The sequence below is a fragment of the Streptococcus pantholopis genome, assembly GCF_001642085.1.
Taxonomy (GTDB): Bacteria; Bacillota; Bacilli; order Lactobacillales; family Streptococcaceae; genus Streptococcus; species Streptococcus pantholopis.
This window is the reverse complement of the sequence record NZ_CP014699.1, coordinates 166,419-186,760: the sequence shown is the minus strand read 5'-3', so window position 1 is coordinate 186,760 and position 20,342 is coordinate 166,419. Positions and strand designations below refer to the sequence as shown.

Sequence of the window (20,342 nt, the reverse complement as noted above, 5' to 3'; positions counted from 1 at the left end):
TTATGACAGCCGCCTGCGGCCATGACAGTTTTTAAATTTCTTGCCGGAACCGCACGGACAAGGATCATTGCGCTTAACTTTAGAAAAATCAAGACCTTCAGTTTGCTGACCTGTGACCTGACGGGCACTGATATTTCTGGCAGCAGTTGTACTGGACGGACGGGCTGCCCGTTCACGTTCCTGCTCATGAATCTGTGCTTTCATCATCGTCCGTGTTACATCAAACTCAATAGCCCCAATCATATCTTGGAACATTCTGAAACCTTCAGACTGATATTCAACAACAGGATTATTTTGAGCATAGCCGCGAAGGCCGACAGCATTGCGCAGTTGATCAAGTGCATCAATATGATCGGTCCACTTATTATCAACTACCATTAAAATCAGAACCTTTTGAAATTCAATAACAGCTTCCTTATCGCGGAGCTTGGCAATCTGCTGATCATAGACCTTCAGAGCCCGCTGATAGAGATCTTCTTTCAGTTCACTGTCTTTTTGATTTTCTAATTCAGATAATTTAATAGAATCTTCGGGCAGAAGATTGGTTTTGGCAAAGTTTAAAATAGCTTCCAGCGCTTCATCTCGGTTGGTGTTACGGCTGTGAGAGTCTACTGTTCGTTCAATGGTCCGTTTCACCATAGCTTTAATTTCCGGACCTAAATCTCTGGAAGCGGTAATCACATCACGGCGTTCAGCATAAATAATTTCCCGCTGTTCCCGCATCACATCATCATACTGCAGAACCTGTTTACGGGTATCGTAGTTATTGCCTTCAACACGCTTTTGAGCTGATTCAACTTGACGGGTCAGCATCCCTGACTTGATAACCGTCTCTTCATCATCCATATTCAAGCGCTCAAGAAAAACCTTGATACGGTCTGAACCAAAACGCCGCATCAAATCATCTTCAAGCGACAGGTAAAACTGTGACTCGCCCGGATCTCCCTGACGGCCCGAACGCCCGCGCAGCTGGTTGTCAATCCGGCGGCTTTCATGGCGCTCAGTCCCGATAACACACAGTCCTCCGAGTTCCCGGACACCCTCACCCAATTTGATATCTGTTCCACGTCCGGCCATATTGGTGGCGATTGTTACCGCACCGCGCTGACCGGCATTCATAATAATCTGGGCTTCTTTAAAGTGGTTTTTAGCATTAAGCACCTCATGAGGCACCCCAGCCTGAACCAGCATTTTTGAAATCAGCTCCGAGGTTTCAACAGCTACTGTCCCCAAAAGAACCGGCTGCCCCTTTTCATAACGGGCTTTAACATCAGCAACCACAGCCTTAAATTTGGCTGTCAGAGTAGGGTAAAGCAAATCCGCATTATCGAGACGGGCAATCGGACGGTTGGTCGGAATAGGAATAATACGCATATTGTAAACTTCCCGGAATTCTTCCTCTTCCGTCTTAGCAGTCCCGGTCATCCCAGCCAGTTTCTTATACATGCGGAACATATTCTGATAGGTAATCGAGGCACTTGTCTTCGATTCTTCTTGGATTTTGACATTTTCCTTGGCCTCAATGGCTTGGTGAAGACCATCAGAAAAACGGCGGCCTTCCATTGTCCGTCCGGTAAACTGGTCAACGATGAGAATTTCCTGTGCCTCGCTGACGACATAGTCAATATCCAAAAGCATAATGTAATTGGCCCGCAAAGCATTGTCAATAAAATGGGTCAGTGCAACATTGTCAAGATCATAAAGATTCTCTAAATGGAAGTACTTTTCAGCCTTATCTATTCCAGAATCGGTTAAGCCGATTGTTTTAGTCGGAACATCAATCACATAGTCAGTCTCAGCCAAAGTTTTGACAAAGCGGTCTGCACGAATGTAGAGCTGGTTGGTTTCCGAACTGACAGCACCGGAAACAATTAAAGGCGTTCTGGCTTCATCAATCAGCACAGAGTCAACCTCATCGACAAGCGCAAAATTCAGAGAACGCTGCACCATATCTTCCTGACGGACCACCATATTATCGCGGAGATAGTCAAAACCAACCTCAGAGTTGGTTGAGTAAGTGATATCACAATTGTAGGCTTCACGCTTTTCAGCAGCTGATTTAGCCGCCAGATTAATACCGACAGACAGCCCCAGCCAGCTGTAAATTTCACCCATTTCAGTGGCATCACGGGTTGACAGGTATTCATTGACGGTGATGACGTGAACCCCTTGGCCGGCCAGTGCATTGAGGTAGACCGGCATAGTAGCGGTCAGCGTTTTCCCCTCACCGGTGCGCATTTCAGACACATCGCCATTATGCAGGACTATCCCTCCAAGAATCTGCACATGATAAGGATAAAGCCCCAGCACGCGCTTAGCAGCCTCACGGACAACGGCAAAAGCTTCGGGCAAAAGACTTTCCAGGCTTTCCCCTTTTTGATACCGTTCTTTAAATTCCGGTGTTTTTGCCTGCAGTTCTTCGTCCGGCATAGCAGCCATTTCATCTGCATAAGCTTCTACTTTCTTTGCTATTTTTTCTAATCTTCTTAATTCGCCTTTGTCATTTTCAATGACCTTACGTAGAATATTTGCCATCCTGTTTCCTTTCGAAAATCTTATCGTTTTATTTTATCACAAAACAGAAGCCAATTCAAGAATGGCAATGCTTTTTACATATTGTAACGTTACAATAGATGTGAGACCATCAGGTTCAAAAAAGAAGATTCCTTGATATGATAAGAGTACCACAACACTCACCAAAAAGGAATCTTCTCATGACTAGTATACCACAAAATCTTCGCTATTTACCACACACACTTGACACTCGCTACCATGCGGTTAAAACCTATCGAAAGGGCGCCTCTGTCGCCTTCATCTGCCGCCGCTACAAAGTCTCAAAAGCCTCGCTCATGCGCTGGAACAAGAGGTTTGATGGCACTAAAGAATCGCTGAAAGACAAGTCCCATCGGCCTCTGACTCCACATCCATTGGCTCATACCGAACAAGAAATCTCCTGGATAAAAAACAGTATCAAAAGAAATCCAAGAGCCACCCTCATCGAAATCTTCTACAAACTCAAGACAAACAAGGGATACAACAGACACCCCTGCTCTCTCTTTCGTGTCTTGCGCAAATTGGGGGTCTTCAAATCCCCTAAAACGAAGAAGAAAACCTATACCCCTAAACCCTATGACACACCGACTGACTTGGGCATCAAGTGGCAGATGGATGTTAAGTTCGTCCCTAAACACTGCTACACAGGAAAACTTCCTGATCGTTTCTACCAGTACACCGTCATCGATGAGGCTTCAAGGGAACGCTTTATCTACCCCTTCAAGGAGCAGTCGTCCCATTCTACCGTCCAGTTTCTCAAAATGGCCATCCAGTACTTTGGCTACAAGCCTCAAATCCTGCAAACTGACAATGGCTTTGAGTTTACGCATTTTAGGGAAACCAAGAGAAGACACCCGCTTGACCTGCTCTGTGAAGAATTAGGAATCCAGCACAAGTGTATCAGACCCAGAACACCTAGACACAATGGAAAGGTGGAAAGGAGCCACCGAAACGACAACAGACGTTTCTACCAGCACTTACAATTCTACTCCTATGACGACCTCATCAAACAGATGAGCGCCTACCTCTACCGTTCCAATAGGCTCCCCATGCAAACATTAGGGTGGCAATCTCCTATCGACATCAGAAAAGCTTTACTAGGAGCTAGCTCCTAGTAAAGCTTAACAAAGGGATAGCTTCAAATGAGAATTGTTAGTCTCACATCATTGACAAAGGTACATTTTCAAATCAACATTCTTCAAAATTTCTCTAGACTTTCCTTCTTGTATTGATTTACTTACTTTACTTATTTCTAGCATATTTTTTTTCCTTTACAAAAATTAAATTAAATAACTCCAATAGTTTATAACTATTATTGTTATAATAGGCAGTTCTATATATTTTGTGTGTTATAAAATACATAGCAACTATCTGTAGTATAATGTAAAAAATAGCAACTATTTGTATTATACTGAATCCATTAACGAAAATATTTAATAACAAAAATATTGGAGTTATTAGCGGTATGCATAGAAGCAATTCACTTACTCGAGACAGCTCTTCAATGTTATTTGGTAAAAATAAAATAACGATTAAAGAGACAATGTATGGAGTTAAAACAACAAGCGCAGTTCCTGAGGCTTCATTTATGTTATTGACTTTAATTGATATTGATAACACCAAGAACGATGATAGTATCACACTCAATATAATTAACAATATTGAACTCAATAAGCTCCATACTGAAACATTGAAGTCAATTTTTAATGTAACAGAGTTACCATATAAAATCGCATTTAATCCCCACATATATACTAGTGATAAAATTTGATTTACAAACGATACAAACACCAATAAAACTGCTGAGATGATTTTCCCTATTATATAGTGATTTTCAGACATATTAACAGAAATTACTTCAAATACTTTGCTATCTCTATCTACTATGATTGATTGCATTAGTGCAGAAACTCCCGCAAATAGTAATAATGCTATAATAAAAAATACAACTTTAATAATAATTTCTAGAGAAATATTTCTAACAAAATAATCAAAAATATTAATATTAAAAATCTTTGATATAACTACTAAAGCTGTCGCTAACAAACAATTAAAGATTAATCCCAATAAACTAGTTTTCATATTCAAAATAGTTAGCATAGATGTTTTCAGAAACGAAAAATATCTCCTCATATTCTCTCCTCCAAATTGATAAATTTAAAAACATCTTCAAAGTTTGGGGTGAAAAAATTCATTTTTAGATTTTTAGTAGTAAAAATTTGTTCAAAAATTTGCTGATCAATGTCTTTTGATAAATTAATCGTCATATCCGTAGCTAGAATGGAGTACCTTATATTTTTTTCTTCTAGCTGAATCTGTAAGTCAGGAATTAATTTTTGATATTCTAAATTTATCGTCACAAATTTTGTATAATATTTCAAAATATCTTCAACTCTACCTTGTTCAGCAATAACACCATTTTTTAGCATTAAGATTCTGTCTGATAGATTGTTTACGTTTTTTAAATCATGACTCGAAAACAAAATAGTCGTTCCACTTTTTTTTAAAAGTTTTATCGCATTTTCAAAATATAATCTATTTAAAGGATCTAAACCACTAAAAGGTTCATCAAGAATTAATAATCGTGGTTCGTTTAAAACACTCAAAATAAATTGTACTTTCTGCTGGTTTCCCTTTGAAAGTTGATTTATAGGATAATCAGCTAATTCTCCTAATTCAAAAAAATCTAACCAAAAAGTGATTTTCTCTGAAGCAGTTTGTTTATTCAATCCTTTTAGTTGAGCAAATAATTTCAATTGATTAATTACTTTTTCTCTGTTAAACAGCCCCCTTTGTTCTGGTAAATAGCCAATATCTTGTTTAAAATTTAAATTTGGTTCACAATAGTATACTACATCACCTTCATCAAAATCCCACATAGACAGTAGAATTTTAAATAAAGTTGTTTTTCCTGAACCATTACGGCCTACTATTCCTAAGATTTCATTCTCTTTTAACTCGAAAGAGACATTGTCAATAATTTTCTTTCCAGCTATAAATTTACTCACATTTGATACTTCTAAAAACATATTTATAAAAAATCAACAAAATGAGCTTTCCACTCAATCAATATGGAAAGCTCAATGGGATAATACCAGCTCTTAATAATACATCCTATGTACATGTAGAACAAGAGCTTGAACCACATGTTGATGATGCTGAACATGATGTTGAACCACTAGAAGCGGCTGTCTCAGGTAATGCTGTAACATCTTCAAGTTCAACAACTGAGAATTGCAAATCCAATTCTAATTCATCAAGAAGCTGTGTTACTTCCTTTTGTATTGATTTTTCTCCTCTCTATACTAAAACACAGTTGTATTTTACTATTTTTTCTATTATCTGTCAATTTAATTTTAATTAAACTGACAGATAATTAGAATAATCAACTTTTTTTGAGGAGACGAAATAAAAAAGTTTATTTTATCTATCATTATTGGCGGTATAGTAGTAGTAATTATATATACTCTAAGCTTATTATATAATTTATCAAACTCTAAAATTTCAACTAATAATAACAAAAGTGTGGTTTTACCTGATTTTAATTCAATTAAAATCATCACACAATTCAAAAATATCAATATAGAAACTAGTCCTGATAATAGCGCTCACTTGCTTTTTGATAAAAAAACAAATGAGAAATTTGATTATAAAATTTCAAATAACCAACTATTAGTTAAAGAATCATCAAAAAAATATTCCAATTTCTTTGCTAATACAAGCAACTCTAATTATGTAACTATCCAAATTCCAAAATCATCTATTATAAATGATATTACCATTGATAGTTATATCAGTAATATATCAATTAAAGATCAGAAGCTATCAAGTATAAAAATTATTCAAGATACAGGAGATATTACAATTTTAAATTCAAATTGCATGCATGGTGAAATAAGAACAAAGATTGGTGATCTTATAACAAAAAATACAAAACTTTCAAATTTCAAAATCAATATTAATACTGGAGATTGGGAAGCGACATCACTAAACATTTTAGAAAATGTTCAGTTCTATGCTAATTTGGGTGATTTAAATATTACTTTATCAGAAGAAGCCGCAAAAGATATTAAGTTGACTACTTCTTCAAAATTTGGAGATTCTGTCATCAAACCATATATAAAAAATACTTCTGAAAAAAATCATTTAATTATTCGAGTAAGAACTGGAGACATTGTGGTAAAGTAAATTCAGATTTCAATTATGTCAAAAAGAAAAAATCAACTTTTTTCTTTTTCCTTCACATCTACTATGTATACTATTTTTAAATTGTATTATTCCACTTAAAATTAATCAATGTTTTAGAAATATTTATAAAATAATATTTATAAAATGTTATAGGTCGTAGACAAAATTTTTAAGTTTAAGACGGTTTATCTTTTTAGTACGACATACCCATCGTACTAAAAAACTGTTAAGGCAGCCCTTAACAGTCATTATGAAAAGCTAGTTGGCATGAGGGTGGCTGGCAATAATATCCAAGTCTCCCTCAACAGTCCATTGGTTAATATCGTGCGGCAGTATCAGGTGATCGCCTTTCTGTAAACGATAACTCTTGTGTTCACCTAAAGTCAGTTTCCCTTGTCCTTGCAAGACACTGACAAGCAGATAGGGACCGGGCCGCTTCATATCAGTCCTGCCTGAAAGCTGCCAATGATAAACTGTAAAGAAGGGATTGGCTACCAAAACCGTTGTCAGCAAGTCATCGACCTGCAGGCCGGCGGGGGTTGAATTTGCAGGCTTTCCTATTGTCAGAACATCCAGTGACTGAGCAATGTGGAGTTCTCTCTGATGGCCGCCAGCATCCTTACGGTCAAAATCATAGACACGGTAAGTCGTGTCACTTGACTGCTGTGTTTCAAGAATCATAATTCCTTTGCCGATAGCATGCATCGTGCCGCTGGGAACATAGAAAAAATCACCGGATTTGACTGGAACTCTGGTCAGTAGTTCTTCCCATTTTTCATCCTTAATCATCTCTGCCAGTTCTTCTTTTGATTTTGCCTGGTGTCCATAAATAATTTCGGCGCCTGGATCTGCGGCGATAACATACCAGCATTCCGTTTTGCCTAACTCTCCTTCATGCTCCAAAGCATAGGAGTCATCTGGGTGCACCTGAACGCTGAGCCAGTCATTGGCATCTAAAATCTTTGTCAGCAGCGGGAAGACTTTATCTTTAGGATAACCGAATAAATCAGGCCGCTCACGGTAAAGAAGGTCTAATTTCTGTCCGCTGTACAAACCGTTTTTGATTGTGGATACGCCATTAGGATGGGCAGAAACCGCCCAATATTCACCGGTTGTTTCTGTCGGGATGCTGTAGCCGAATTCATCCCTAAGCTTGGTGCCTCCCCAGATTTTGTCCTGCATCACAGACTCTAAAAACAATGGTTCTGCCATTTGACCAGCTCCTTTGCAATTTTATTTACTCTTTTATTATAGCACTTTCTATTTCAAACTGTCCGCTCTCCGCGGTTTTCCTCAGCCAGTGGGCGGATTTTTTCAATTTTTTTGTCTGTGTGTGAATATCGTTGGCAATTAGTCCGTAACGATTGCGGTAAGCATTAGACCAGCTCCAGCAGTCAATCGGTGTCCAAAGGTGATAGCCCAGACAGTTGCTCCCTTCACTCATGCCTTTATGCAGCCAGTACAAATGTTCTTTTATAAATTGAATACGGTAGTCATCTTCAACGATGCCTTCAGCGTTCAGATAACGCTCCTCCCTCGACACTCCCATGCCATTTTCGCTGATATACCAAGGCAGGTTGCCATAGTTTTCTTGAATATCTTTAGCGATATCATAAACTGCTTGAGGATAAATTTCCCAGCCTTTGTCAATATTCATCCGCGCCATAGGCAGATCATATCTCTGCCAATACTTATCCGGCAGAAAATCCACAGCTAAACTGTTGGGGGAATATCTAGGTCTTTGAACACGATTGGGGTGGTAAAAATTGACCCCCAGCAAATCAATTGTATTTTCCCCAATTAAAGCCAGCTCGTTCTCGTCAGTCTGCCAAAGGACTCCTTCTTCTTCTAAAAGTCTGACTAGGGCAGGGGGAAATTCTCCCTTACTGCTGGCATCCATAAAAAGACGGTTATACCATAGATCCGCTTTTTGACTGGCCGCCAAATCTTCTTTATCCTGGCTGGCCGGATAGGCAGGTGTGAGATTTAAAATAATCCCAATTTGCCCATCTTGCTTAAGCTGCCTGTACTTGGCAATAGCCTTGCTGCTGGCCAGCTGCAGATTATAAGCAACCTGAACAGCCGCTTTCCCATCGACTTTTTTAGGATAATGAAACTGCTCTAAGTACCCCCCTTCGACTACAACAAGCGGCTCATTATGAGTGAACCAGTGTTTTACACGATCACCGAACAGCTCAAAACACTGCTCAGCAAAGCCAGCAAACAGATCAACCACATATTTGCTTTCCCAGCCGCCATACTTATGGAGGAGTTCTGCAGGCAGATCAAAATGATGCAGGGTTATAAAAGGCTGAATCTCATTTGCTATAAAGGCATCAATCACTGCATTATAAAAAGCTGCCGCCTCTGTATCAACGGTATTTTTTTCAAGATTATCAATCAAACGCGACCACTGAATAGATGTCCTGACTGTATTTAGGCCGCAGGCTTTCATCAGTTTAATATCTTCCTGAAAATCGTGGTAGAAATCTGAGGCTGTGTCCGGTCCCAGCTGATTGTAAAAATCCTCAGGCGCTTTTGCATACCAATAATCCATCACATTTTGATGCTTTTTTTTAAAATTTCCTTCTGACTGAGGGCCGCTGGTCGCTGCCCCCCACCAAAAATGCTCTGGAAATACCAACTTTTTCATATTATTTTCTCCTCTCATTTCAAACTGCAAACTTAAGAATGTATCGCAGTTTAACAGCAATAGGGATGTCCATTGAGTAAAAACTTAAATACTAGCACCTTTCTTAAAATTAAACACAATGAATAATCGTTCTTTGATTATTTCTCCCTACCAAGAAAAAGCCGGAATGGTTTTTTCCGGCTCTGACTTTTGGTTTTCCCATTATTCCGCAATCTGTGCGCGGTCAATTAATTTCAAAAATGGGAACCAAATCAGCGCAATGACAAGAACCTGAACCAGCTGTAGCAAGGATCCCATAATGGAATTGGTTGCCAAAAATCCGGAAATAAAAATCGGCATGGTCCACGGAACCTGAGCCCCTGTTGTCAAAGGCACCAAACCACTTGCAAAACCAAGATAAGCAATGGCTGCTGACACAATCGGCGCTAAGAGCCAAGGGATAAAGATACTGGCATTCATCACCATAGGCAGACCAAAGATGACCGGTTCATTAACATTGAAAATCCCTGGTCCCAAAGCAAAGCGGCCGACCTCTCGATATTGCTTTTGTTTCATCATAAAGGCCATCATCACGACAACAATTAATGTTGAACCGGATCCGCCTAAACCGACAGTAAAGGTATCCATAAATGATTTGGTCACAATATGCCCCTGCTGAGCCAACAGTTCTGCTCCCTGCTGAGTCAGGCGGGCATTATCCAGCATATTAGCTTGCCAAAAAGGCTCAAATACAGAGTTGATGATAACCTGCCCATGCAGGCCGAAAAACCAGAGAAACTGCACCAGAAAAACAGCCAATAGCGTTGCCGGTAAGCTGGTACCTAAGCCGGTAAGCGGTTTTTGGATAATATCGTAAATGACATCATGCAAATTCGTCTTAAAAACAGCCGCCATTCCGGCATTAAGAAGTAGAAAAAGCATCAGTGTCCCAATAGCAGGAATCAAAGCAGAAAAAGATTTAGAAACTGCCGGAGGAACACTGTCAGGCATTTTTATGGTAAAACCTTTTTTAGTTAAATAAACAAACAGTTTAGCCGCAAAAAAAGAAGTCAGGATACCTAAAAACATCCCCTTAGCACCCAGCCGGTCCAAACTCAATGCACCTGTTGCTGTAGCTAGCATTTCTCCGTCATCATTTAACACGTCAAAGAAAAAGGGCGTTAGAATAAGGAATGCAGCTAGGGAAACCACAGCGCTGAAAAGCCCTTCTTCAAGCTCTTCCGCTTTAGCCATATAATAACCGATTCCAAGCGATACAAATACAGTCATAATTGACATAGTAGCACTTTGCCCATTGCCAAAAAGATCAGCAAACTGAGTTTTTAAACTATCAGGCCAAAATGGCAGATTATTAAAAACCACAATTAGTGAGCCAAACATCGTCAGGGGAAAAGACAGCATGAAGGCATCACGCAAAACCAAAAGATACTTATTGTTTCCCAGAGCTGTAGCCAACGGCAAAATTTTCTGACTCAGCATGTCCATAAATTTATTCATGACATTCTCCTTTAATAAAGATACAAAGGCCGTTAAAAGAGCAAAGCAAAAATAGGAGCCTGACCGCCGAGTCACTAAAGACTCAAGGGAGGGCTGTCTTTTTTGCACAACTCTTAGGCCGTGTTCAATTAACAAGATACAAAGGCCGTTAAAAGAGCAAAGCAAAAATAGGAGCCTGACCGCCGAGTCACTAAAGACTCAAGGGAGGGCTGTCTTTTTTGCACAGCTCTTAGGCCGTGTTCAATTAACAAGATACAAAGCCCGTTAAAAGAGCAAAGCCAAAAGACGGTAAGTCCGAAATCTTTGATTTCGCAGACGCACCTCTGCCAGAACGACTAGAAAGGTGCGGTCGACTGTTAAGGCGACAAAGCTTTCAGACGTTTACGGCTGGCGGTAAGCCAGAAATCTGTGATTTTGTAGGCGCACCCCTGCCAGAACGACTAGAAAGGTGCGGTCGACTGTTAAGGCGACAAAGCTTTCAGACGTTTACGGCTGGCGGTAAGTCCGAAATCTTTGATTTCGCAGACGCACCTCTGCCAGAACGACTAGAAAGGTGCGGTCGACTGTTAAGGCGACAAAGCTTTCAGACGTTTACGGCTGGCGGTAAGTCCGAAATCTTTGATTTCGCAGACGCACCTCTGCCAAGACGACTAGGGAGTGGGACAGTACCCCAGACCATAAAGTTCGTTGTCCCGCCCCCGCAAAGCCTAGTAGGCATTTTAAAGCTTTGAAAAAGCGAATAAAGTGCCACTAGACGACTAGCGTCTTGCACATAGCACTTTAACAAATATTAAGGCCTATTTTTAAAATCGTCCTTCAGACGGCTACGGCTGATGGTAACTAAGCAACGACACAGTTTACAAGGCCCCCTCACTCCCCATTCTCAAGTGCGGTCTGCCATTGGCGCTTCCCAGCTTTTAGTTTTATAGTTATTTTAAGCAGCAGAAAACTGCTCGCAAACCTATTATAACATTATTGAAATAAATTTCAATATATTTTTTATAAATAAAATTTATTTTACAAACATCCGCTCCAGCCTGCAAACAGCAAGTAGGCACAAAATAAAAAAAGAAGAACAGGTCAAATAAGATCTGTTCTTCTTTGTTAGTAAAATGATATTTACTTTAATTTTTTGTGGATATAGGCTGCTAAAATTTCCGAAAAAACCAAAAACAGTGACCGATTATCCAGCTGGTAGATTTCCCCGGACGAACTCCCTAAATTAGTCAAATTTGATGGCAGTAAAACAAATTCTGCTGCGATTTTTTTAATATCGGCATGGTCATTCATTGTTACAACAATAAGCTGCGCCCCTGCCTCTTTCACCGCTGCAAACAATTCTTCATAGTCTTTATTGCCGGAAACAGAATAAATCAGCAGGACATCTTCTGCTGTCAGACTCCGGGAAAGGTAGTACATTTTCGTTTTACTGGTCACACTCTCCGTATACTTATCTTGATAAAGCAAAAAATAGACCATGTGCTCAGCAACTAAGCCGGAACTTCCGATTCCTAAAATTTTGATTTGCGGTGCTTTAGCTAATATCTCTGCAATCCGCTCCAGCTGCTCCTCATCCAGCTGCATTTCTAATAAATGGAGGTTTTTCCGATAATTATCAATAACCTTGGTTAGCAGCGGTTTTTCTAAATAGACATCTTCTCTTGGTTCATGTTTGGCATAGTCTTCCAACGATATCTTAAAATCTGCCAGCCCCTTATGCCCGATTTTCTTAGCTAATCTGACCAGTGCAGCCGGCGAGGTTTCCATCAGTTCAGCTGCCTCTTGGGCACTGTGTTCAATTAAATACTCCGGATGTTTTAAGAGGATATTTGTAATTTTTTTATCTGTTTTAGTCAAATTAGTAAACTGAATGGAAATACGTTCTTTAAAGTTCATAAACTCCTCTCTTAAAACAGCAGTAACTCTTTTTACTATAAAAAGAGCAGAGAAAATGACTGTCAAATCTTTTCTGCTCCTTATTAGGTCTATCAGATAAAATCAGACAGGCTCACATTCTCCCAATCCGATCGGCTGGCAAATTTAGCGTTCAGCAACTTTCTTTGCAAGCGCAAAATTTCCAAGTGTTGCAGAGCCATTCTCAGCAACAGCAGGTGTGACAATATAGCTCTCAACATCCGGCACTGGCAGGTAATCATTTAAAAGAGCTGTAAATTTGCTGCGCACTCGTTTAATCATGTGCTCTTGCGCCATAACACCGCCGCCAAAGACAATAACCTGCGGGCGGTAGAGAACCGTAGCTTGTATAGCCGCCTGAGCAATATAGTAGGCCTGAATTTCCCAGACATCAGCATTTTGAGCAATCTCCTCACCGCGAATTCCCGTCCGTGCTTCTAAGCTGGGACCTGCGGCTAAGCCCTCTAGGCAGCCCTTGTGGAAAGGACAGGTCCCTGAAAATTCATCAGCAACATCTTTAGGATGCAGTGCCATATAAACATGGCCAGCCTCAGTATGGCCTAGACCGCCGATAAATTCACCATTTTGAATTGCACCTGCCCCGATGCCGGTTCCAATCGTATAATAAACCAGACTGTTAACCCCTTTACGCACAAGGGCTTCGCCATAAGCAGAACTGTTCACATCAGTTGTAAAATAGAAAGGAACCTTGAAATCCTTGGAAATCAATCCCACTAAATCCACATCAGCCCAATTCGGTTTAGGGGTTGTGGTAATAAAACCGTAGGTCTGTGAATTTTCATCAATATCAATAGGGCCGAAAGAACCGATAGCAATCCCTGCCAGATCGGCTTCAAACTTTTTAAAGAAAGCGACTGTTTTTTCAATTGTTTCATAGGGAGTTGTGGTCGGAAACTGCACCTTTTCAACAATCTGAAAATCAGCATCGCCTACTGCGCAGACAAATTTTGTGCCGCCTGCTTCAACACTGCCGTATAATTTTGCCATTGTAAAAACCTCAATATCAATTATATTTAAAAATCATCTATATTATAGCATTAATTACAGTCAATTAAAAGATAGGACAAGCATTTGGTACTTTTGCCCTAGCCATAGATGTCTGAAGGCTTTGCAGTCTTTATAGCCGACCGCTCCCTTCTAGTCGTCCTGGCAGAGGGGTGTCTGCGAAATCAAAGATTTCGGACTTACCGTTTTTTTGCTTTACTTTTTTAACGGGCTTATATCTTGATGAACTGAATACGGGTTTTGTATCTTAAAAAGGCCGGGACAAAGTCCCGGTCTTTCATTTATTGTTTTGCTGTGTTAACAAGGTGAAACCGTCTTTGGCAGACAGGACTGCTGTTTTTCGTCTAAAGTCCTATTTTGACCGACTCGCAGACAGCCATTATTTTGCTGCTTTAAGCAAGTCATCACCCTGTTTAACTGAACCGCTGGCTAATCCTTCAACTGAAGAAAAGTCAGTTGAGTTCGTTACAATAATCATCGTGGTATTATCAAGTCCGGCAGCAGCAATTTTACTTGAGTCAAATGAACCAAGCTTATCGCCTGCTTTGACTTTCTGTCCGGCAGAAACATTTTTAACAAAGCCGTCTCCGTCCATTGAAACAGTATCAATACCGATATGAATTAAAATTTCTGCTCCGGTTTCTGTCTTCAGTCCGTAAGCGTGGCCTGTTTCAAAAGCAATGGTGACTTCAGCATCAGCCGGTGCGTAAACAGCATCCTCACTTGGTTTAATAGCCAAACCTTGTCCCATGGCACCGCTGGCAAATACTGGATCGTTGACATTTTCAAGAGCTACAACTTCACCGGAAAGCGGTGCTTGAACGGTTGTATCAGCTAAAGCGACAGGAGCTTCTTCAACAACTTTTTCTTCAACAACCGGAGCTGCGGTTGCTTCAGTATTAGCCACTTCTTCTTCATCGCTATAGCCAAACATATATGTCAAGGTGAAGGAAAGAGCTGTTGTTGCCAAAACCATGATGACATACTGCAAAAGCTGACCGTTAAGATAAAGAAGAGTTCCCGGAATAATAGTAATCCCAAAACCAGTACCTGCAAGGCCAAGAATGGAAGCCAGCCAGCCGCCGGCAGCACCGGCAATCAAACCGACGATAAATGGTTTCCCAAAGCGCAGGTTAACCCCGAAGATAGCCGGTTCAGTGATTCCAAGGCCGGCAGAAAGAGCAGCTGGGAAAGCCAAAGCTTTTAACTTAGCAGATTTCGTTTTGACACCAACCGCTAAAGTTGCTCCTGCTTGAGCAGTCATTGCAGCAGTGATAATCGCATTAAACGGATCGGCACCGTTATTAGCAATCAACTGAGATTCCAACAGGTTGAAGATATGGTGAACACCTGTTACCACGATAACTTGATGAAGACCTCCGATAATTAAGCCGGAAAGCCCCAATGGCAGATTGAGCAGGAACTCTGTTGCTGCCAATACATAGTCTTCTACTGTATGGAAGATTGGACCAATAACAAAGAGAGCCAGGATGGACATGATGGTAAAGGTCAGGAAAGGAACAACCAGAAGATCAAGAACATCCGGAATCTTCTTGTGCAGCCATTTTTCCAGCTTAGCACCGAGCAAACCGACAAAGAAGGCTGGCAGAACCGAGTTTTGGTAGCCGACTACCGGAACAAATCCGAAGAAATAAATCGGTGTGGCATCACCGGAAGCAACTGCCCAAGCATTTGGCAGGGCAGAGTTGACCATCATCAGCCCCAAAACCAGACCGATAACCGGATTGCCGCCGAATACACGGAAGGCTGACCAAGAAATTAAAGCTGGGAAGAAAGCAAAGGCCGTATCAGTTAAAACAACTGTATAGGTGTAAAAATTGGTAGACTGAAATTCTTCGGCTGTAGTCCCGAAAAACTGCAAAATCTCATCCTGTGCAATGGCACCGCGAATCCCCATAAAAAGACCTGTAGCGACAATTGCCGGAAGCAAAGGAACGAAAACATCACCAAAAGTCCGAACAGCACGCTGGAACCAGTTCCCTTGTTTAGCCGCTTCTTCTTTTTGCTCTTCTTTAGAAGCTGTCGGCAAACCAAGAGCTACAACTTCATCATAAATCTTGTTAACCGTTCCGGTCCCAAAAATGATTTGGTACTGACCTGAATTAAAGAAGGCACCCTGAACTTTGTCAATATTTTCAACTGTGTCTTTATCGATAACCGATTCGTCTTTGACCATGACACGAAGACGGGTGGCACAGTGGGTGACACTGCGGACATTGTCCACACCGCCGATGGCATCGACAACCTGTTTTGCAATTTGTGCATTATCCATGTGGCAAAAAGCTCCTCTAAAATTATTTTTGAAAGCGTTTCACTTTCAACGTACTACTATTGTAACATTTTTTTAAAATATGTCAAGCGTTTTACATAAATTTATTCAAACTTGTTTTTTTACCGCATTTAATTGCTTTTTGCTCTGAAAACGTCTATTATAGAGTTATAAAGTTAATTACACGGAGGCACAGATGGCGCTAACACGCGAGCAAAAATACAGGCCTTATGCTGACTGGTCAGAGGCCGAGTTGGAGAAGATCAAGGAAAATGCAGCCCGCTCTCCTTGGCATACTAACTTTCATATCGAACCCCCCTACGGATTGTTAAATGATCCCAATGGCTTTTCCTTCTTCAAGGGCAAATGGCAGCTTTTTTATCAGTACTTTCCTTTCGGAGCTGCTCATGGTCTGAAATCATGGGTGCAGACAGAATCAACCGATTTAGTCCACTTTGAAGAGACCGGAACAGTTTTAACCCCTGACAGTCCCCTAGATAGTCACGGCATGTATTCCGGTTCAGCCATGCAGTTTGGTGATAAGCTGTTTATCTTCTATACCGGCAATGTCCGTGATGAAAACTGGCTGCGCCAGACCTATCAAAACGGCGTGCTCCTTGACAGCAAAGGAAACTGGGAAAAAGTTCCAAAGGCATTGATTGCACAGCCGGACGATGTTACAGCACATTTCCGCGATCCGCAGATTTTTTACTATGAAGGTGAATATTATGCCCTAATCGGTGCTCAGAATAAAAATAAAAAGGGACTTATCAAACTCTATAAGGCAGATAATCGTGATTACAAAGCATGGCATTTTGCAGCTGATTTAGATTTTGCCAATGACGGGACTGCTTATATGATGGAGTGCCCCAACCTTGTTTTTGTTGACAAGCAGCCTGTCCTGCTCTATTGCCCGCAAGGATTGGACAAAACGATCAGTGATTACCGCAATATCTACCCTAATATGTATAAAATCGCTCAGTCGTTTGAACCTGAGACTGGGAAACTTAAAGAACCGTCAGCTATCCAAAATCTGGACTATGGGTTTGAAGCCTATGCCACTCAAGGTTTCAATGCGCCGGATGGACGCGCCCTCACAGTCAGCTGGCTGGGGCTCCCTGATATTGCCTACCCAACAGATAAATTTGACTACCAAGGCGTACTCTCATTGGTTAAAGAGCTGAAAATCAAAGACGGCAAGCTCTATCAGTATCCTGTAGAAGCGATTGTCAGTCTGCGCAAGGACGAGGGCAAAACTTTCGACAATTTGCCTTCTACCAATAATGTCTATGAACTGGAATTGATTTTCGCAGCTCAAGAACAAACTGAAATCATCCTCTTTGCTGACCAAAAAGGAAAAGGTTTTTCAATCATGGTGGACAGCAAGCAAGGGGAAATTACTATTGACAGAAGCCAAGCCGGAGAACAGTATGCCACGGAATACGGACAAACCCGTTCCTGTTCTGTTGACCCCGGTCAGATAAGCGCTAATATCTTCATTGATAAATCAGTCTTTGAAATTTTTATTAATAAAGGAGAAAAAGTATTTTCCGGACGTGTTTTCCCTAATAAGGATCAGACGGGGATTCTTATAAAAAATGGTGATGTCAGCGGGAAATACTATGAATTAGACTATGGTCGCAAAACTAACTGATGTTGCAAAACTAGCCGGAGTGAGTCCGACAACCGTTTCACGCGTTATTAACAGGAAAGGCTATCTTTCGCAAAAAACAATTGATAAAGTCACTCAGGCCATGCGGGAACTGGGCTACCGTCCCAATAATCTGGCCCGCAGTCTGCAGGGGAAATCAGCCCAGCTAGTCGGTTTGATTTTCCCAAATATCAGCCATATTTTTTACGCTGAGTTAATTGAACATTTGGAGCGTGAATTTTTTGAAGCAGGTTACAAGACGATTATCTGCAACAGTGAACATAACTCTGATAAAGAAAAAGAATATTTGGAGATGCTGGAAGCCAATCAAGTTGACGGCATTATCTCCGGCAGCCACAATCTAGGCATTTCTGATTACGATCGTGTCACAGCACCGATTATTGCCTTTGACCGTAACCTCTCACCTAATATCCCTGTCGTTTCTTCTGATAATTTCGCCGGCGGTGTGCTGGCCGCCCAGACTTTGGCCAAAGCAGGCTGCCAAAATATTGCCATGATTACAGGCAATGACGACAGCGACTCTCCAACGGCCAGACGGCGTGTCGGTTTCAGCTCTGTCTTACCCGATGCCACTTACGTTAATATTTCCAGTGATTTCTCTCCTGTTCGAAAAACCATGGAAATCAAAAACTTAATCAAACGGATAAAACCAGATGGTATTTTTGCTTCTGATGATGTCACAGCAATGCTGGTGATAAAACTAGCAGAGGAGCTTGGCATTAAAATTCCTGAAGATCTAAAAATTATCGGCTACGATGGCACAACATTCATTGAAAACTATGTCCCTTATCTGACCTCAGTCAAGCAGCCAATCAGTGACATTGCCAAATTAATGGTCGAACTCCTGCTCAAGAAAATCCAAGGGACAGAAGAACTAAAAACAGAATATATTCTGCCGATTACTCTACTTTCGGGCAAAAGCATCTGAGACAAGTAAAGGGGTTCATCCACTTTTGCCAGCTGCCAGTAAGGACTTCAAACGCTATGATAAAAACCATCGAACACCTCAAATAAGGAGGTAAACTCGATGGTTTTTAATTATTTTTTAAACGATGAAACTGTCTTTTACAGCCTTTTTTAAGGTCCAGATCTCTAAATCCAGTTCTCCGCTGACGGTATAAAAGCTTTCCTGACTTGTTGGGTAGAGGTGGGTAGTGAAAGTCGCCTCGCCTTGATTAAAGAAAAGCTCCACAGAGCATCTGTCAATAAAAACAGACAAATAAGTCAAAGGTGTCTCCAATGGCAGGGTCAGTTCTTCGCCTAATTCCTGATTAAAGCGCTGATCCATCTGACTGCGGTCAATATGGCAGAGATTGCTTTTGGCATCATAGTGAATCTCTAAACCGCCGCTGCCATCTGACTTGGTAAAGAGACTCAGACGGAAATCTGTCCCCTTATTGACAGCTTCAAGCTCACAGACTCTTGGTAAATTCTGCTGCTGATTTATTTGCAGTTTTTCCTGCCGCAGTTCTTTAACTTGCTCTACTGGCTGCTGCAGTAAGCGGCCGTTGCGAATTTTCAGTTCCCTTGGTAAACAGAGGCTCCCCTCCCACTCCTCTTCTTCTGTAGGATAATGGTTATCCGGCAGGCCGATCCAAGCAGTCAAAACAGCTTTATTCTTATCCTGAACATTAGCTGCAAACTGAGCGGCATAGAAGTCAAAACCGTAATCTAAGCAGCGACAAGGCCCTTCTGCTGTAAAAGTTAAGCTGTCGTAATCCATCCGGCCGATAAGATAGACTGTGTGATTTGTATTCGCATTTCTTCCAGGGATCTTGGTATACTGCGGTGAAAAAACAAGAACATCACTGCCGCCTAGGTGTGCAATTGACGGACATTCCCACATACCGCCAAAATCTTCATAGCCCGGAACCTTCAATTCTCCAGCAAAAGTCCAGCCTGCAAGGAGCTGTTTAGACGTATAAATCAAAATTTTGCCTTTGCCTTCCTTCGATTGAGCACCAAGTAAAATATAATAGCGCTGCTTCTCTTCATGGTAGACAACTTTGGGATCGCGCTGATGCTCTGTATAATCAGGATGAGGGCCAAAAAGAGGCCGAGGGAGCTTACTGGCCTGTCCTGAATCACTGAGCTTGGCTGCACAAGTATAAGGTGTTCTTACCCAGTTCTCATCACGGTGATTGCCTGTATAAAAAAGATAAAGCGTACTGTCATATGAAAAACCGGAACCTGAATGAACGCCTTTATTATCATAAAATGTATCCGGTGCAAGCCCTATACCTTTATTTTCCCAATGAATCAGATCCTTTGATAGCACATGATACCAGTATTTCAGCCCGTGAACAGCACCCCAAGGGCACCATTGATAAAAAAGATGCCACTGCCCTTTATGGTAAATAAAACCATTAGGATCGCTGGAGAGGCCGGTTATCGGCTGAACGTGATAGGCCTGGCGGTAGTCCGATCGGCTGATGCGGCTGTAAAGCTCTTCTATCTGACTTTTGTCTTCCAAAACACGATAACGTTCAGCAAGCGTCCACTCTTTCATAATTCCTCCTTCTAAAAAGATACAAAGCCCGTTAACGAGC

The 20,342-nt window shown here is 41.2% G+C and carries 15 protein-coding genes; 5 read left to right on the top strand and 10 right to left on the bottom strand.

Annotated elements, in window-relative coordinates:
• A complete protein-coding gene (gene secA, locus A0O21_RS00895) occupies positions 1-2,535 on the bottom strand; it encodes a preprotein translocase subunit SecA (protein WP_067060129.1) in 2,535 nt (844 codons plus the stop codon).
• Between the two features lie 179 nt (positions 2,536-2,714).
• Between secA and A0O21_RS00890 the strand changes: the two genes are divergently transcribed.
• Entirely contained in the window at positions 2,715-3,668 is a 954-nt protein-coding gene (locus tag A0O21_RS00890) for a DDE-type integrase/transposase/recombinase (protein WP_067060127.1), read from the top strand.
• A gap of 127 nt (positions 3,669-3,795) precedes the next feature.
• On the opposite strand, the gene A0O21_RS00885 is transcribed toward A0O21_RS00890, so the two are convergent.
• Together A0O21_RS00885 and A0O21_RS00880 are read right to left on the bottom strand one after the other, a co-directional pair.
• Positions 3,796-4,635: an ABC transporter permease family protein gene (locus tag A0O21_RS00885; protein WP_158511682.1), complete on the bottom strand. Its 840-nt coding sequence runs from the start codon at positions 4,633-4,635 to the stop codon at positions 3,796-3,798.
• Positions 4,636-4,682: 47 nt separating this feature from the next.
• Positions 4,683-5,582, bottom strand: coding sequence for an ABC transporter ATP-binding protein (locus A0O21_RS00880; protein ID WP_067060123.1), 900 nt, complete (start codon positions 5,580-5,582; stop codon positions 4,683-4,685).
• Positions 5,583-5,602: 20 nt separating this feature from the next.
• Between A0O21_RS00880 and A0O21_RS11185 the strand changes: the two genes are divergently transcribed.
• Together A0O21_RS11185 and A0O21_RS00875 are read left to right on the top strand one after the other, a co-directional pair.
• Positions 5,603-5,917, top strand: coding sequence for a hypothetical protein (locus tag A0O21_RS11185; RefSeq protein ID WP_447462747.1), 315 nt, complete (start codon positions 5,603-5,605; stop codon positions 5,915-5,917).
• 161 nt (positions 5,918-6,078) lie between these two features.
• A complete protein-coding gene (locus A0O21_RS00875) occupies positions 6,079-6,741 on the top strand; it encodes a DUF4097 family beta strand repeat-containing protein (RefSeq protein WP_067060121.1) in 663 nt (220 codons plus the stop codon).
• Between the two features lie 258 nt (positions 6,742-6,999).
• Here the strand turns inward: A0O21_RS00875 and manA are convergent, their stop codons facing one another.
• The 6 genes from manA to A0O21_RS00845 form a co-directional block, all read right to left on the bottom strand.
• The gene (manA, locus tag A0O21_RS00870) at positions 7,000-7,953 is read right to left on the bottom strand and encodes a mannose-6-phosphate isomerase, class I (RefSeq protein ID WP_067060119.1); all 954 of its coding nucleotides are present in this window, start codon (positions 7,951-7,953) and stop codon (positions 7,000-7,002) included.
• A gap of 25 nt (positions 7,954-7,978) precedes the next feature.
• Entirely contained in the window at positions 7,979-9,394 is a 1,416-nt protein-coding gene (locus tag A0O21_RS00865; protein WP_067060116.1) for a glycoside hydrolase family 1 protein, read from the bottom strand.
• Between the two features lie 201 nt (positions 9,395-9,595).
• Positions 9,596-10,891 carry a PTS cellobiose transporter subunit IIC gene (celB, locus tag A0O21_RS00860; RefSeq protein ID WP_067060114.1) on the bottom strand — a complete coding sequence of 432 codons (1,296 nt, stop codon included), beginning with the start codon at positions 10,889-10,891 and terminating at the stop codon, positions 9,596-9,598.
• Positions 10,892-12,010: 1,119 nt separating this feature from the next.
• A complete protein-coding gene (locus A0O21_RS00855; RefSeq protein WP_067064998.1) occupies positions 12,011-12,787 on the bottom strand; it encodes a MurR/RpiR family transcriptional regulator in 777 nt (258 codons plus the stop codon).
• A 144-nt stretch (positions 12,788-12,931) separates the two neighbouring features.
• Positions 12,932-13,813: a fructokinase ScrK gene (gene scrK, locus A0O21_RS00850; protein WP_067060112.1), complete on the bottom strand. Its 882-nt coding sequence runs from the start codon at positions 13,811-13,813 to the stop codon at positions 12,932-12,934.
• A 397-nt stretch (positions 13,814-14,210) separates the two neighbouring features.
• A complete protein-coding gene (locus A0O21_RS00845) occupies positions 14,211-16,124 on the bottom strand; it encodes a sucrose-specific PTS transporter subunit IIBC (protein ID WP_067060110.1) in 1,914 nt (637 codons plus the stop codon).
• A gap of 193 nt (positions 16,125-16,317) precedes the next feature.
• Between A0O21_RS00845 and A0O21_RS00840 the strand changes: the two genes are divergently transcribed.
• Positions 16,318-17,775 (top strand): sucrose-6-phosphate hydrolase, encoded by a 1,458-nt coding sequence (locus tag A0O21_RS00840; protein WP_067060108.1) that lies wholly within the window; start codon positions 16,318-16,320, stop codon positions 17,773-17,775.
• The gene (locus tag A0O21_RS00835; protein ID WP_067060106.1) at positions 17,756-18,721 is read left to right on the top strand and encodes a LacI family DNA-binding transcriptional regulator; all 966 of its coding nucleotides are present in this window, start codon (positions 17,756-17,758) and stop codon (positions 18,719-18,721) included. Before A0O21_RS00840 ends, A0O21_RS00835 begins: the two co-directional genes overlap by 20 nt.
• A gap of 117 nt (positions 18,722-18,838) precedes the next feature.
• Here the strand turns inward: A0O21_RS00835 and A0O21_RS00830 are convergent, their stop codons facing one another.
• Positions 18,839-20,302: a glycoside hydrolase family 32 protein gene (locus A0O21_RS00830; protein WP_067060104.1), complete on the bottom strand. Its 1,464-nt coding sequence runs from the start codon at positions 20,300-20,302 to the stop codon at positions 18,839-18,841.
• Positions 20,303-20,342 lie beyond the last annotated feature (40 nt).

Coding starts and splice junctions, on each gene's coding strand:
- secA (WP_067060129.1), bottom strand. CDS start 2,535: ATGGCAAATATTCTACGTAAGGTCATTGAAAATGACAAAGGCGAATTA.
- A0O21_RS00890 (WP_067060127.1), top strand. CDS start 2,715: ATGACTAGTATACCACAAAATCTTCGCTATTTACCACACACACTTGAC.
- A0O21_RS00885 (WP_158511682.1), bottom strand. CDS start 4,635: ATGAAAACTAGTTTATTGGGATTAATCTTTAATTGTTTGTTAGCGACA.
- A0O21_RS00880 (WP_067060123.1), bottom strand. CDS start 5,582: ATGTTTTTAGAAGTATCAAATGTGAGTAAATTTATAGCTGGAAAGAAA.
- A0O21_RS11185 (WP_447462747.1), top strand. CDS start 5,603: ATGAGCTTTCCACTCAATCAATATGGAAAGCTCAATGGGATAATACCA.
- manA (WP_067060119.1), bottom strand. CDS start 7,953: ATGGCAGAACCATTGTTTTTAGAGTCTGTGATGCAGGACAAAATCTGG.
- A0O21_RS00865 (WP_067060116.1), bottom strand. CDS start 9,394: ATGAAAAAGTTGGTATTTCCAGAGCATTTTTGGTGGGGGGCAGCGACC.
- celB (WP_067060114.1), bottom strand. CDS start 10,891: ATGAATAAATTTATGGACATGCTGAGTCAGAAAATTTTGCCGTTGGCT.
- A0O21_RS00855 (WP_067064998.1), bottom strand. CDS start 12,787: ATGAACTTTAAAGAACGTATTTCCATTCAGTTTACTAATTTGACTAAA.
- scrK (WP_067060112.1), bottom strand. CDS start 13,813: ATGGCAAAATTATACGGCAGTGTTGAAGCAGGCGGCACAAAATTTGTC.
- A0O21_RS00845 (WP_067060110.1), bottom strand. CDS start 16,124: ATGGATAATGCACAAATTGCAAAACAGGTTGTCGATGCCATCGGCGGT.
- A0O21_RS00840 (WP_067060108.1), top strand. CDS start 16,318: ATGGCGCTAACACGCGAGCAAAAATACAGGCCTTATGCTGACTGGTCA.
- A0O21_RS00835 (WP_067060106.1), top strand. CDS start 17,756: ATGGTCGCAAAACTAACTGATGTTGCAAAACTAGCCGGAGTGAGTCCG.
- A0O21_RS00830 (WP_067060104.1), bottom strand. CDS start 20,302: ATGAAAGAGTGGACGCTTGCTGAACGTTATCGTGTTTTGGAAGACAAA.